This is a genomic window from Pseudocolwellia antarctica, assembly GCF_049933045.1.
In the GTDB taxonomy this organism is placed as follows: Bacteria; Pseudomonadota; Gammaproteobacteria; order Enterobacterales; family Alteromonadaceae; genus Pseudocolwellia.
In genome coordinates, this window is record NZ_CP187926.1 from 3,663,719 (window position 1) to 3,678,647 (window position 14,929).

10 protein-coding genes are annotated in these 14,929 nt (G+C 35.8%); 4 read left to right on the forward strand and 6 right to left on the reverse strand.

The window, feature by feature from the left end; genetic code table 11:
• Positions 1–15: 15 nt before the first annotated feature.
• The 4 genes from ACPUVN_RS15905 to ACPUVN_RS15920 all read right to left on the reverse strand — a co-directional run bounded on the left by ACPUVN_RS15905 (position 16) and on the right by ACPUVN_RS15920 (position 8,017).
• The gene (locus ACPUVN_RS15905) at positions 16–2,865 is read right to left on the reverse strand and encodes a M16 family metallopeptidase (protein WP_426369435.1); all 2,850 of its coding nucleotides are present in this window, start codon (positions 2,863–2,865) and stop codon (positions 16–18) included.
• Between the two features lie 538 nt (positions 2,866–3,403).
• A complete protein-coding gene (gene polA / locus ACPUVN_RS15910) occupies positions 3,404–6,154 on the reverse strand; it encodes a DNA polymerase I (RefSeq protein WP_426359346.1) in 2,751 nt (916 codons plus the stop codon).
• A gap of 606 nt (positions 6,155–6,760) precedes the next feature.
• The gene (locus ACPUVN_RS15915) at positions 6,761–7,336 is read right to left on the reverse strand and encodes a DUF2780 domain-containing protein (protein ID WP_426359345.1); all 576 of its coding nucleotides are present in this window, start codon (positions 7,334–7,336) and stop codon (positions 6,761–6,763) included.
• Between the two features lie 198 nt (positions 7,337–7,534).
• A complete protein-coding gene (locus ACPUVN_RS15920) occupies positions 7,535–8,017 on the reverse strand; it encodes a redoxin family protein (protein ID WP_426359344.1) in 483 nt (160 codons plus the stop codon).
• A gap of 344 nt (positions 8,018–8,361) precedes the next feature.
• Between ACPUVN_RS15920 and ACPUVN_RS15925 the strand changes: the two genes are divergently transcribed.
• Complete coding sequence (locus tag ACPUVN_RS15925) at positions 8,362–8,832, forward strand: YHS domain-containing (seleno)protein (protein ID WP_426359343.1); 471 nt, start codon at positions 8,362–8,364, stop codon at positions 8,830–8,832.
• 421 nt (positions 8,833–9,253) lie between these two features.
• On the opposite strand, the gene ACPUVN_RS15930 is transcribed toward ACPUVN_RS15925, so the two are convergent.
• On the reverse strand, positions 9,254–9,718 hold the full coding sequence (locus tag ACPUVN_RS15930) for an Lrp/AsnC family transcriptional regulator (protein ID WP_304368849.1): 465 nt from the start codon (positions 9,716–9,718) through the stop codon (positions 9,254–9,256).
• Positions 9,719–9,962: 244 nt separating this feature from the next.
• Between ACPUVN_RS15930 and ACPUVN_RS15935 the strand changes: the two genes are divergently transcribed.
• The 3 genes from ACPUVN_RS15935 (at position 9,963) to ACPUVN_RS15945 (ending at position 13,371) form a co-directional block, all read left to right on the forward strand.
• A complete protein-coding gene (locus ACPUVN_RS15935) occupies positions 9,963–10,595 on the forward strand; it encodes a 2OG-Fe dioxygenase family protein (protein WP_426359342.1) in 633 nt (210 codons plus the stop codon).
• On the forward strand, positions 10,573–11,832 hold the full coding sequence (locus ACPUVN_RS15940; protein ID WP_426369436.1) for a cysteine desulfurase-like protein: 1,260 nt from the start codon (positions 10,573–10,575) through the stop codon (positions 11,830–11,832). The genes ACPUVN_RS15935 and ACPUVN_RS15940 overlap by 23 nt, the downstream gene beginning before the upstream one ends.
• Before the next feature lie 438 nt (positions 11,833–12,270).
• Positions 12,271–13,371 carry a mechanosensitive ion channel family protein gene (locus ACPUVN_RS15945; RefSeq protein ID WP_426359340.1) on the forward strand — a complete coding sequence of 367 codons (1,101 nt, stop codon included), beginning with the start codon at positions 12,271–12,273 and terminating at the stop codon, positions 13,369–13,371.
• A 162-nt stretch (positions 13,372–13,533) separates the two neighbouring features.
• Here the strand turns inward: ACPUVN_RS15945 and gorA are convergent, their stop codons facing one another.
• Positions 13,534–14,886, reverse strand: coding sequence for a glutathione-disulfide reductase (gene gorA / locus ACPUVN_RS15950; protein WP_426359339.1), 1,353 nt, complete (start codon positions 14,884–14,886; stop codon positions 13,534–13,536).
• Positions 14,887–14,929 lie beyond the last annotated feature (43 nt).

Consider the following 14,929-nt stretch of genomic DNA (forward strand, 5'->3'; position numbering starts at 1 on the left):
AACTTAATTAAGTCATTAAATATCGTAATCTAAAACTTCATAACCTAACGCTTCAAGTTGAGGTTTCAACACACTCGCATCACCCACAACAACCGTTAACATATCACTCAAGTTTAAATGCTTTTTAGCTAGCGCATTAATTTCTTCAGCTGTGATGTTTTCAACAATTTCGTTACGTTCTTTGACAAAATCAGGTGATAAATCATGCTCTAAAATCTGTGCTAAAAAACCAAGTTTAGCGCGTGGTGTTTCATATTTTAACGCATCTTTTTGGTTAATAGCTTTACGCATAAACGCTAGCTCTTCTGGTGTAATACCGTTTTGTGCGTAGTTCTTAATTTCGTTCACAAACTCAATAATAGATTTATCGGTTACATCAGCTCTTACTTCAGCGCTTGCTATAAAGGCCCCTGAAAGTTTATCGGCACTGAAATATGAACGTGCGCCGTAGGTATAACCTTTGTCTTCGCGTAAGTTTAGATTGATACGACTGTTAAAATCACCGCCTAAAGGGAAGTTCATTAGGTAAGATTTATAATATTCACCCGTAATATCTTGAGTGATTGAACGTTTACCCATACGAATCACAGATTGAGCTGCATCGTCTTTATTAACTAAGTAGATAACGCCCATTTTAGTGTCAGGTTTAGGCAAGGCTAGCTCAAGCTTTTCACCTTTACCTTGCCATGTTTTAAATACGTCTAAGGTTTTAAGTAGGTCTTTTTTCTTAAGATCAGACACAACAATAAGCTGTCCGCCGCTAGGTTTTATTTGCTTAAGATAAAAAGCTTTAACGTCGTCTAAAGTAATGTTTTTCAAACTTTCTTCAGTACCGCCACTTGGCATTGCCGCAATATTATCAGCCTGTAATAACTGGTTAAAAGCTGTTGAAGCTAAGTAGCCTGCATCTTTCTTACTGTTATTAACGCCTTGAATCGCATTATTTTGATTACGCTGAAATTCACTTTCAATAAATGCGGGTTGCATAAGCTTTTCGTTTACTAAAGCCATCGTTGCATTTAAGTGCTTGGTTAACGAGTTCACACTCACACTTAGGTATTCATCTGAAGATGAAATATGTACTGAACTACCTAGCTTTTCTAGCTCATTACTCATACTCTCAGCACTGCGCACTGCCGTAGACTCATTTAACATTGCCGCGAGAAGATTAACTAAACCCGCTTTGTCTTTGGTTTCGTAATAATGTCCTGCTGGTATTTTAAGCAATAAAGACGTTGTTGGCGTTTCAAGACTTTCTGTACCTAGTATTTTAATACCGTTAGCTAACTCGCTTTGCCACATTTGTGGAACCATTACAGCCTTATTCGCTTTAGCTTTTGGAATAACATTACGGTCAAAATTGTCTTTCGGTTTAACAGTATTAATTAATGCCGTTTTAGTTGTTGCTTCGGTTCTATCAAAGGTTCTTTCTTGAGGAGTGAAGGTATCTTTTCTAGCAACCATATCAAGCTTGCCTGTAGGAACAACACTCATGATCACGCCATGCTTACCTTTAATATATTCTTTATACACACGCATTACGTCAGCTTTAGTTACGCCAGCATAACGAGCTATATCTTCTGCGATATAATTAGGGTTGCCTTTAAAGGTTTCATTAGACGCTAGTTGGCTTACTTTGCCTTGCACACTTTGCAAACCAAAAACGAAATTCGATTCCATACCCGCTTTGGCTTTAATTAAATCGTCGTCTTCAACACCTCTAGCTTCAAATTCAACTAAAGTATCTCGCATCACTTTTTCGATATCGGCTAACGATTTTCCTGAAGCTGGATGAGGTAGTGCGTATAAATTAAAGGTACAAGCTAACTCTGCACATGGGTGACTGACAGAAGCTTGAACAGCAAGCTGATTTTTAACTAAATTTTTGTAGAATAGAGAAGTTTTACCACCACCTAAAATACTAGAAAGTAAATCAAGAGGTGCTTCGTCTTCATCACGCACAGATACTGTTGGATAAGACATGTAGATAAGTGGTAAATGCACGTTATCTTCCATCGAAATATAACGGTCTTCTGCAATGTTGAAACTTGGTTTTTCTGGCATCTTCACTTCAGGTCCACGAGGAATACTACCAAAGTATTTTTTGACTAAAGCTAAAGTCTCTCTCGTATTGATATCGCCACCAATAGTTAAAGTTGCATTATTTGGTCCGTACCAGCGTTTGAAGAATGCTTTTAAGTCGTTCACATCAACACGGTCTAAATCTTCCATATGACCGATCACTGGCCAAGAGTATGGATGTCCTTCTGGATATAAAGCTTCAGCGACACGTTCGTTTAAGCGACCGTATGGACGATTATCAACACTTTGACCACGTTCATTTTTTACGGTTTCGCGCTGCACTTCGAATTTTTCTTGAGTAACAGCATCAAGTAAGAATCCCATACGATCAGATTCTAGCCACAACATTTTTTCTAATTGATTAGCTGGTACTGTTTGGAAATAGTTAGTGCGATCGCTGTTGGTTGTACCGTTCATGGTACCACCCGCCTCTGTCACTAATTTAAAATGCTGCTCGTCTGCAACATGTTCAGAACCTTGAAACATCATGTGTTCGAAAAAGTGAGCAAAGCCTGACTTCCCAACGTCTTCACGACCTGAACCTACATGGTAGGTCATGTCTACATGCACTAAAGGATCTGATTTATCGGTATGCAGAATTAAGGTTAAGCCATTATCTAAAACATATTTTTGATAAGGGATAACAGTTTCATCACTTATCTTCTCAACTTGCTCAACAAAAGTGATATCACTAAGAGATACATTGTTTTTATCATGGTTAATGGCTGTATTTTCACAGGCTGCCAAAACAGTAATAAGTAAAGGAAGAGTCAATTTTTTCAACGTTGATGCTCCTAAGCAAAGGTGTAGCGACTGTAAGACAATATAAAACAATCTCGAATAATGTCTAAAGTAATGAGTAGATTAGCAAAGCTATGCTTTATTAGAACTGAAAAACGCTAGTTTAACCAGTAGCAGACATTATTATTTACAATTGTTACGCGGGGTACAGGGCATAAAGTTTAAGTTGAGCTTAATAACTTATCCCGAGTTCAGGCTAACTCATGTTAACCAATGTAGTTAATATACCATTTTGTAATTTTATTACGTTATTTATTGAATAAAGAAAGGTGGGTATAGTCGATGAATATAAATGAATTATCTGATTGATAGCGCTTTCATTATTTTTTAAGCAAAAAAAAACCGATGATAGAATCATCGGCATACTTTACTATGAGGAAAGTTTAAAAATTACAATCTTACAACGAACGTCCAACAGGAGCACAAAGGAATTATAAGATACATGGGCTTAATGTGTAAAGCCCAAATGTAATAAAATTACGTAATTACTGCTAAATTGTTAATATCTTGTAACTTTTTTTTAATGGGCTTCGTCCCAATTATTGCCAATTCCTGCTTCAGCAATAAGTGGAACACTCAAAGTAACAGCATCATTCATTAACTGAACAAGGGTTTGAGTCATCTCTTCTACTATATCTTTGTGAATTTCGAAAATTAATTCATCGTGAACTTGCATGGTCATTTTAATGCGTGGATCTTGTTGCGCTTCAATCCAAGCATCAACATTTAGCATCGCTTTTTTAATGATATCGGCAGCAGTACCTTGCATTGGTGCATTTATCGCAGCACGTTCAGCACCTTTTCTTCTCATACCATTTTTAGATTTAATGTCTGGTAAATATAAACGTCTACCAAACAAGGTTTCTACATAACCATTCTCTGTCGCATTTTGACGTGTATCTTCCATATAATTTTGCACATTAGGATAACGCTCAAAGTAAGTATCCATATATTCTTGTGCTTTATGGCGTGGTACATCAAGTTGCTTCGCTAAACCAAAAGCCGACATACCGTAAATCAAACCAAAGTTAACGGCTTTTGCGCTGCGACGTTGATCTGTGGTTACTTCATCTAACGATACTGAGAATATTTCAGCGGCTGTAGCTTTATGAACATCTAAGCCTTTACTAAACGCAGACACTAAACCTGGATCATCAGATAAATGCGCCATAATACGTAATTCAATTTGAGAGTAATCTATTGCCACAATTTTATGATCAGTTGGTGCAATAAAGGCTTGGCGAATTTTACGCCCTTCTTCACTTCTAATTGGAATGTTTTGTAAATTAGGATCGGTCGAAGATAAACGACCCGTTGCCGTAACGGCTTGATGATAAGAAGTATGCACACGACCTGTTTTTTCACGCACTAACAAAGGCAGCTTATCGGTATAAGTCGATTTAAGTTTGCTTAATCCTCTATTTTCTAAAATCACTTTAGGTAGAGGGTAATCAAGTGCAAGTTCTTGCAGTACTTCTTCAGCCGTTGATGGCGCACCTTTTGGTGTTTTCTTAATTACAGGAATTTTTAAGTCTTCAAACAGTATTTTTTGTAATTGCTTAGGCGAACTTAAGTTGAAACTTTGCCCTGCAATATTATGTGCTTCAATTTCTAGCTCGTTTAAACGCATTCCTAGGGCATGACTTTGCTGATCGAGTAAATAGCTATCGATAAGTACGCCATGTTGCTCCATTCTTGCTAAAACAGGCAATAACGGCATTTCTATTTCGTTAAACACAGTTAACTGATCTGCAGATTTACTTAACTTAGGGTAAATAGCTTCGTGTAGTCTTAATGTAATGTCGGCATCTTCAGCGGCATAATGGCTGGCTTTCTCAATTTCAATTTGATTGAAGGTTAATTGCTTAGCGCCTTTGCCAGCAATATCTTCAAAATGTACCGTTTTATAACCTAAATACTTATCAGCCAACGCGTCCATATTGTGACGTGTTGCTACGCTATTTAAACAGTAAGATTCGATCATGGTATCGAACACAATACCCTGCATTTGAATATCGTAATGAGAAAGTACGTTCGCATCATATTTAAGGTTTTGTCCAACCTTAGCTACCGTTTTATCTTCTAATAAAGGTTTAAGTAATGCTAATACCCATGCTAAGTCTAACTGCTCTGGAGCATCTTCATAATCATGAGTAAGTGGAACATAAGCGGCCTTACCCACTTCAACACTAAATGATAAGCCAACTAATTCAGCTTTCATGTATTCAACACTAGTGGTTTCAGTATCAAAGGCAAAGTAATCAGCTGATTTAAGTTTAGTGATCCACGCTTCAAAGGCTTCTTTTGTTAATACGGTTTCATATTCTGATTCAATATCAGATACCGTTACCGCTTCTTCTACATCAGCAGATTCAGTTGCACTTTCGCCTTTATCACTGTTTTTAGCTTTAGAAAGATCAGCTAATAAACGACGTAATTCATATTTAGTATACAGTTCAGTTAACGCTTCAACGTCACGCTCTTTAGGCGCTAAGCTGCTGGCTGTTACATCTAACTCAACATCGAGCTTTATTGTTGCCAATTCATAAGATAATGGTAACTGAGTTAAGGCTGTGCGAAGGTTTTCACCAATTTTACCTTTAACATTGTCTGCATTAGCCATTACGTTATCTAAGGTTTCATGCTCAAGTAACCATTTAACGGCTGTTTTAGGCCCACATTTTTCAACACCTGGAATGTTATCCACTTTATCGCCCATTAAAGCGAGGTAATCGATGATTTGATCAGGACGAACGCCAAACTTTTCTTTAACGCCTTCAACATCAAGCTCTACGTTGGTCATGGTGTTAATTAAACGCACATGCTCAGTAACGAGCTGAGCCATATCTTTATCACCTGTAGATATAACAGTTTCTATGCCTTCATTACTCGCTTGTTGAGCTAAAGTTCCAATTACATCATCAGCCTCTACACCCTCAATAACCAATAGCGGTAAACCCATAGCTTCAACAATTTGATGCAATGGTGCTATTTGAGTACGTAAATCGTCTGGCATTGGTGGGCGATTGGCTTTGTATTCTGGGTATAAATCATTACGGAAAGTTTTACCCTTCGCATCAAAAATAACGATAATATTTCCATTAGGATAATCTTTTTTCAAACTACCTAGCATATTTAATACGCCAGTTATTGCCCCTGTAGATTGACCATCGGAAGTAGACAACGCTTGTAAATATGGAACATGGTAAGCACGAAATAAATATGAAGAACCATCCACTAAAATAAGTGGAGATAAAGATGAAGTTGGCATGATAAGTTTTTACTGACTGACAATTTGAAACAAGAATGCCATATAACGCTAATTGACTCTACTTATAAGGTAAAAATTAGCTAAAAATAATCGTTATAATTGTGGATAAGTTTGTTGAAAACATAGTTAATTATCATAAAGATCTGATGACCGATACGAAGGCGTTGTTTTAACTTATTGTTATAACTGGAAAATTTAATAAATCGAGGTTTAAATTAACTAATTATTATTATTATATGTTTTGTGGATAAATTAATTACATGGTTAACATTGCGTTGACCTAAGTGCTGTTCACTTTATGAACGGCATAATTAATCGAGACGAAAGATTACCAGATTTTTAGACGATTACCAGATAATTATTAAACTATTTTGAAAGAAATAAGACAGTGCTAAATAACAAAAAAACATAAGCGAGGAAACACAAGGCTTGTAGATATTAGTGCAAACTTATTAAAAATAAATTAACAAAAATTTAATATAAAAATAAATAAAAAAGAGATTATTGATTATTTGCATATGAAAAATATCATAAGCAAAACCAATAACCTCCTAATCTAATAGAAGCCGATACAAGGCTAATATTAATTAATACATCAGCTCAAACTTATAAAAAGTTAACGCCTTGTTTAAGCATAGAAGCAGCTGTACCGTAATCATTTGCTTCTAAGTAACCAGTTACTGTTTCTACTAAAGGTAAAATAGTTTCTTTTGGGATACCTAATGATTCAAATGCTGAGTTTAAGTAACTTAAGCTTGCAGCTGCTTGACCTAATTGCTCTCCACCTAATGAAGAAGCTAAACCGCCTAAAGAAGACTCAGATAAAACAGGAGCACTATCAATGTAGCTGCTCACATCAGGAATAGCTTCGCTAATTGAAGAGAAGTTATCGCCTAAGTTATCTTGAGCAACTTTAAATAAAGCACCTAATGCGCCTGAAGTCATATCTGAAGATAAGCCTAATTGCTCAGAAGCATAGCCAACAAGATCAGTATTAATTCCCGTAGCTTCTTTGATGTCTTCAACTACAGTATTTGCTTCTGCTACCGTTTGTACTTGCTCAGCAACTTCTTTATCGCCAAAACCAAATGCATTTTTAATTGAATCTAAAAAGCCTTCTGCGTTAGCAGAAAATGTTGTTGCTACTAAAAGCGATGAAGCTAAAATTGTACGTAATTTCATGTTAATCCTTAAATGTTATATAAATAATGTGTTGTGTGTTTTAAAAGTTAACGAGCTGCCATTCTGTTTAATGTCGCCCGTGGTATTAATATTGTGGTTCGTTACCCGCCTGCCATTTAATATTGCAGCCAACAGAGGGTATTTGTTTTACGCTGATCTCTTTATTTGTTAATAAGTCATCAAGTGCTGTTTTTAAATCTACACCTGTAGCTCCGCTATCTGAATTATAATTACCTGACGAAATTCTTGTCGGTCGGGTTGCATCAAATTGTCCTCGATAAGCAAGTTTCTGCTGATCATCAAAAACAAAAATATCTGGCGTACATGTCGCATCAAACGCTTTAGCGACTGATTGCGTTTCATCAAATAAATAAGGGAAAGTATAATCGCGTAGTGTTTCTCTTTGATCATATGTTCAAAGTTATCAGCTGGGAAGTTCTTAGCATCATTACTATTAATAGCAACAAACTGAACACCTTTACCTGAATATTGCTTTGCAAGTTGAGCAAGCTTTGGCGCGATATGAATAACATAAGGACAATGATTACAGATAAATAACACAACAAGCGCTTTAGCATCGTCAAAATCAGATAATGAAGTAGTGCCGTGTTCTGTGTTTTTTAATGTAAATGATGGAGCTTGTGTACCTAATGCCATCATTGTTGATTCTGTCATTGCCATGTTTTTCGCCTAAAAATAAGGGATGTTTATTTTACGGCGCCTATTTTGAATGAATTTAAACAAAATTCATAGCAATGGTTTTACTATATTAACCTTTTATTAACATTTCAAGCGTTTCTGTATAGTTAGGCTATTATAAAACGAATGGCTGTTACATATTTATCATTTAGCACGTCAGGGGATGAAAAAAGAAGTTGATGCTTATATCAGGTATTACAATCAAGTCAGGCTACATACAGCTGTGACTTAACCAGAATATCGAGTGTAGATTAAATTTCTTGAAATATTCACCTCAATAGAACGGTCAATACCGAGGTAAAACATTATTCACCAAAGGGATACACATGAGACATTTATTTAAATATTTAGCAGTTATTGCTATTACCGCTTTTGCATTACCTGCTTTAGCATTAGACGATGCAGTAAACACTGGCCGTTTTAATGATATTGCCATTGATGGTTACGATACCGTTGCTTATTTTACTGAAAGCAAACCAGTTAAAGGCGATAAAAAAATCACCGCTGTTTGGCATGACGCAACTTGGCAGTTTTCTAGTGAAGAGAACCTAGCTTTATTTAATGAAAACCCTGAAAAATATGCTGCACAATATGGTGGTTGGTGTGCTTATGGTATGTCGAATGAAGCTACTGTGCGTATCGACCCTGAAGCATGGCATATCACAGATGGTAAGCTTTACTTAAACTACAGTAAACGTATTCAGAAAAAATGGTTAGCAGACAAAATGTATCGAATTGATGATGCTAACTTGTACTACCCTGAAGTCACTAATATAAATACTTTTTCTAAGAAATAAGAATTTAAAAACTTCAGATAGTTGAAATCGATAGGGTCAAAATTTGACTCTATCTATTCAATCAAAAAACTCCCCGTATCTTGTTATTCTCCCTTAAACTGTAATCACTAAAGCTTTTACAAAGCCCAACTTATAACAATAAGGACAATGATTACAGATAAACAACACAATGAGCGCTTTTGCCTCATTAAAATATGATAATGATGCTGTGCCATGTTCGGTTATCCTTCAAAGGTTAGTTTAAACTCACACATTTGGTCTTGTGTATATGCCTCTATAACCTGAAGATATAAAGCATGTTTATCACCGAATGTAGAATCTAAACTTAGGTCATTGATCTTCTGCAACATGGCTTATCTTTTTAGACAATAAGCCACGTCCCATTAAAAGTCAGTGCAAAAATATTCTTAGAACCAATCAATTATAAGGGCAATGCTTGAGTGTTTTTTAGCTCACTCAATACAACATTAGAATTAAATGCATGTATATTAGGTAATTTTGATAGATGTTGGTAAAAAAAGTGTTCGCAGCTTTGCATGTCTTTTGTCACTATGCGTAATAAAAAATCAGCATTACCTAGCATAGAATAGCATTCCGTAATTTCGGGGTATTTACAGACCGCAGATTCAAATTCCTTTAAGGTTTTTAGATTATTATCGATTAATTTAACCTCGGTATACATTACAAGACTAAACCCCAAAGCTTTCCGATTTAATACCGCTATTCGTTTTTGAATATATCCTTTATTTTCTAATCGTTGGATTCTTCGCCAACAAGGGGCTTGTGACAAATTGACACGTTCCGCGATTTCAGAAGTTGAAAGGCTGGAGTCTATCTGTAATAACTGCAATATGGCTAAATCAGTTTTATCTAATGTATCTATCATTTCACACCTGTAATCTCGGAATAATTATTAACAATATAATACCACTAGCAATTAAATTATCTATAAATTGAATTGTATTGAATAAATTATTCAAAAATATTGTTCCTGTTAGATATAAAGCATAATTTTCACAGTCCGTAGTTGATATAGTAAATATAACTTATCAAGAGGAAAAAGCCGAAGGTATCCAAAGGTGGGTGAAGACATATTTGTAAAATAGCGACTTTATATAGAGGATGAAACAATGAAAAATGACTTGCTACTCGCGGCTTTTAAAACTCCTGAGTACCTTAATCAAAACTTGGGGTGCTATTTTACTGAACTCCCCAAAGATCCTTATATTGAAGGTGATTACCGATTTAGAACTTATGCACGTTACGAAAAAAAGGGCGATGTATATACCCGATTACCTCATGCTTTTTTTTGCCAAACTTCAAATATTAATCATCTTGTAGGGAATATTGAGCGAGATTTCTCACCCATGGTTGATGAAATTGATTGTACCGAAGAGTTCCAACATTTACTTAAATCCTTTGCTGAGTACACACTAGGAGCTGATACTGATGGCGTGATAGAAGTACATCAAATTCGGGTAACATGTGATGAAGGTAGTACCGGTAGCCCGGTACCAGAAGGTATTCATCAAGATGGTTTTGACTATGTCGGTATTTGTTGTTTGAAACGGGTGGATATCAGTGGTGGGAACACTCGAATTTTTAGCGATGCAGCAGGACAACATGCTCACATTGATACGGTTCTAGAGGAAAATCAATTCATTATTTTTAATGATAAACGTTATTATCATTATGTTTCTGAAATTTTATCTAACAAAAAAGGTCAAAAAGGAGTGAGAGATGTCTTCGTATTTACAGCCTAAAATAGCGAATAATATTGATTATATTCGACAACAGTTTCCTGCATTACAGGTTAAGCCAACCCCTGTTTATTTTGACGGACCAGGAGGTACGCAAATTCCTAATGTTGTTATTCAATCTATAAGTTCTTATTTGCAACAAGGTAACTCTAATCTTGGCGGTCATTTTTTAGCGAGCCAACAAACCGTGGCTTTGGTTCAAACAGCTCGTGAGCGTATGGCAATATTAATTGGAGCACCATCTTCAGAAAATATTATATTTGGTGCGAATATGACAACACTGACTTTGCACATGAGCCGCTCAATTAGCGAGAGTTGGCAGGCTGGTGATAATATTATTTTGTCAGAGTTAGACCATGCTGGTAATCGCAGTGCATGGGAGCGAATAGCAATAGAACGCGGTGTTAAAGTACATTACTTGACGATCAGCGATAAACAGTGTCAACTCGATTTGCAACAATTTGATCAGTTATTAAATGAAAGAACACGTTTAGTTGCCGTTACTGCAGCTAGTAATGTAACCGGTACACTTACCGATATAGAATATATTGTTCAAAAGGCAAAAACAGTCAATGCGATAAGTTATATAGATGCTGTTCACCTACTGCCACATCGGCGTGTGGATGTTAAGCAGATAGATTGCGATTTTTTAGCCTGTTCTGTCTATAAATTCTTTGGTCCACATCTTGGGGTTGTTTATGGTAAGAAGCACCTTCTTAATACTCTACACCCTTATAAAGTCATACCTGCACCAAACTACGCACCTAATTGTTGGGAAACAGGAACACTGAATTTTGAAGCATTAGCAGGAACTATTTCCGCCGTTGATTATATAGCTTCCTTAGGTGAAGGCAGTACATTAGATGAACAGTTAAATGATGCTTATAGCAATATTATAGAATATGAGCAGTATCTAACAAAGTTGTTCTTGGAAGAAACAAATCGACTAGAAAACGTCACGCTTTATGGAATTCCAGATCACAATTTGAATAGGCGTACACCTACTTTTGCACTCTCTTTTGAAGCTCATGACCCTAATAATATTGCGAGAAAACTAGGCGAAAAGAGTATTTGCACTTGGAGTGGACATTTATATGCTGACAAATTAATCGAGGCATTATCATTAAGCGAGTCAGGAGGTGTATTGCGGGTTGGCCTTACTCACTATAATACGATTGAGGAAGTTAGTTACTTTTTTGAAGTACTTAATAAAATACTAGATAGTTCGACCGTGGAGTAGACATCACATACAGAGAAATAGTGCTTTATTTATTCAACTATTTCTCATCAAACCTTCTTTTTTTTAGGTGTATTAGATATTGGCTGTGTATTTTTACATTATTTGATAGTCATCATAAAAACCACTTAACCAACAAGGATTTATTCCTTCAGCTGCATACAAACGTAAAAACTTATTTAAATCACTTTATGTGTTGATATTGAAAGAGGCTATTCAAAGCAGCCTCATATTAAAATCAATATGAGTTTAAAGACACCAAATCTACCTAGTTCATATTTTTTCTTCTCTATAAAGGTGCACGTTTCACAGGAACGAGGCAAATAACTCGCATCTAAAATACTTATACAAATGATATATAAGAGGTTTCTCTATGGATTGTTTTTTGCATATAGACCTTATAAGCATATAAATATTACTTGAGCAAGAGAACATAAAACAATGCAATTTTTAAATAAGCTTGTTGACATATTTCATACAATGCCACTTCTTGTCACTATGGTTTCATTATTCTTAGTAATAGCTATATTAATTTGGCTTACCAAGCGAACCTTGTTGTTCGCTATTTCAAAAGTATCATCATTTGCTTTTGCTACCATTTTACTTGAAGCATCAAAGCGCCCCTTAAGCTTACTCCTAGTAGCTATTAGTTTATTTACAACTGAAGCAATACTTAGACAACAAGAAATTATTGATGACTCATTTAAATCAAATGTAGTATTAATATCAAAAGTCATATTTATACTTGCACTGATTTTGTTTATCGACAAAATGCTAAAACAGACAATTCTTCATTATGAAGCCCAATCCCCGTTACTTAAAACGAGTGGAAATCTTGTAAAAAGTGCCTTACGAATTATTATTTTCGTCATTGGCATACTGGTCCTTTTAGGAACATTTGGGGTATCCATTACGCCTATTTTGGCATCACTAGGGATCGGTTCCTTAGCCGTTGCATTAGCACTTCAACCAACGCTTGAAAATTTATTTTCTGGTATGCAAATTTTAGCAGATAAACCCATTAGGGTTGGCGACTATGTTGAGTTAGAGTCTGGCGAACAAGGTTTTGTAGAGAAGATTGGCTGGCGATCTGTCTGGATAAAAATGCTTCCTAACAACATCATTATTATTCCTAACTCGCTATTAGCAAAATCTAAAATAATTAATTATTACTACCCTGAAAAGCAGCTTTCTGTACCTGTAGATTGTTCTGTTCATTATGACTCTGATCTGGAAAGAGTGGAGCAAGTTGCATTAGAGGTAGCGAGGGAGGTTCTAATTTCTCACAAGTGGGGAATTGATGACTATGATACTTTTGTTATCTTTCATACCTTTGACAATTCAAGTATAAACTTTACTGTCATGTTAAGAGCTCAAGAGTATTTTAATAGATTTTTTATAAAATCAGCCTATATCAAAGCATTACATAAACGCTTTAAACTTGAAGGAATAGTGATACCTTATCCAATCAGTGCGGTTAATTTCTCTCAAGAAAAATCAAATGAAGTCATTAAAGAACTTATAAAAAATGACAAGACTTAAGATTGATAATCATGGAAAAGGCATTTACGGTCAATATTAAAATTATCTAACTTAATCATAAAAGTCACACTAAAATAAGATCTGCCCAAAGGGTATCTATATTAAGCTTAGTATGACTTTCCTGAGATTATAAATTTATAGCTTTAGGTTTTATAGCTATGCCTACATAGTCACAAATTCTTCAGCAGACGTTGGATGTATTGCAATTGTATTATCAAAATCAGCTTTTGTTGCGCCCATTTTCATTGCCACAGCAAAACCTTGTAGTAACTCGTCGCTACCAAAACCAATACTATGAATACCAACAATCTTTTCTTCTTTACCAACACATACAAGTTTCATGCGTGTTGGATCACGATAATCTTCAGTGATCGCTTGGTATAAAGCCGTAAATTGAGACTTATACACTTTTACGTTTTCTTCACCATGTTCTTCAATCGCTTCTTTTTCACTTAAGCCAACCGTACCAATAACAGGGTGACTAAACACAACCGTAGCTATGTTTGAATAATCTAAATGCTCATCAGGTTTGTTATTAAATAAACGTTCACATAAACGACGACCAGCAGCAACAGCAACAGGTGTAAGTTGAGCTCGACCTGTATTATCACCTACTGCGTAAATATTACTTACGTTAGTATTTTGATATTTATCTGTTGGGATAAAACCGCGTTCATCTAACGTAATACCTGCAGCTTCAATATTAATATTGTCAGTTGCTGGCTCACGACCGATTGCCCAAATAAGCTGATCAACAGGACCAACAGATTCACCACTTTCTAAATGAACAGTGACTTGACCGTTATCATGTTTTTCAATATTTTTAGGTGTGCTATTTGTGTGTAATGTAGGACCATGTTTAGCCATTTGCTCAACTAAAGTCTCACTTAACATTTCATCAAAAGCACGTAATGGCTTGTCTTTTCTCACTAATAAATGAGCATCTGTGCCTAACGCATGAAATACGCCAGCAAGTTCTACAGCAATGTAACCCGCACCTACAACAGCAACACTTTTAGGTTGTTCAGTTAAGGCAAAGAATCCATCAGAATCAATACCGTGCTCAGCACCTTCAATAGTAGGAATGCTTGGGCGACCGCCTGTAGCAATAGTTATATGATCGGCTGTGTATAATTCACCGTTTACTTCAACTGTGTTTTTATCAACAAACTTAGCAAAACCATTAATTACAGTAACCTTGTTGGCATCGAAGCCTCTTTGGTAAGCTGCATGAATACGCTCAATATAAGCTTCACGATTAGCAACTAGTTTGCCCCAATCAAAACTTTGTAATGGCGCTTTAAAACCAAAGTCTGTCGCATATTTTAATGCATCAGAAATTTGCCCTGCATACCACATCGCTTTTTTAGGTACACAACCCACATTTACACAGGTACCGCCAATATATTTAGCTTCAATAACCGCCGCTTTTTTACCTAATTTAGCTGCACGATTAGCTGATGCAATACCACCGCTACCGCCTCCGATAGAAATATAATCAAAATGTTGAGTCATGAATGCCCCGATAAAAGAATAAAAGTAAGTAACCTGATTAATA

What these genes read in the sequence shown, in the direction of transcription:
- ACPUVN_RS15930 (WP_304368849.1), bottom strand. Translation starts at nt 9,718, where the DNA reads ATGATAGATACATTAGATAAAACTGATTTAGCCATATTGCAGTTATTA.
- polA (WP_426359346.1), bottom strand. Translation starts at nt 6,154, where the DNA reads ATGCCAACTTCATCTTTATCTCCACTTATTTTAGTGGATGGTTCTTCA.
- ACPUVN_RS15935 (WP_426359342.1), top strand. Translation starts at nt 9,963, where the DNA reads ATGAAAAATGACTTGCTACTCGCGGCTTTTAAAACTCCTGAGTACCTT.
- ACPUVN_RS15920 (WP_426359344.1), bottom strand. Translation starts at nt 8,017, where the DNA reads ATGGCAATGACAGAATCAACAATGATGGCATTAGGTACACAAGCTCCA.
- ACPUVN_RS15940 (WP_426369436.1), top strand. Translation starts at nt 10,573, where the DNA reads ATGTCTTCGTATTTACAGCCTAAAATAGCGAATAATATTGATTATATT.
- ACPUVN_RS15925 (WP_426359343.1), top strand. Translation starts at nt 8,362, where the DNA reads ATGAGACATTTATTTAAATATTTAGCAGTTATTGCTATTACCGCTTTT.
- ACPUVN_RS15945 (WP_426359340.1), top strand. Translation starts at nt 12,271, where the DNA reads ATGCAATTTTTAAATAAGCTTGTTGACATATTTCATACAATGCCACTT.
- ACPUVN_RS15915 (WP_426359345.1), bottom strand. Translation starts at nt 7,336, where the DNA reads ATGAAATTACGTACAATTTTAGCTTCATCGCTTTTAGTAGCAACAACA.
- gorA (WP_426359339.1), bottom strand. Translation starts at nt 14,886, where the DNA reads ATGACTCAACATTTTGATTATATTTCTATCGGAGGCGGTAGCGGTGGT.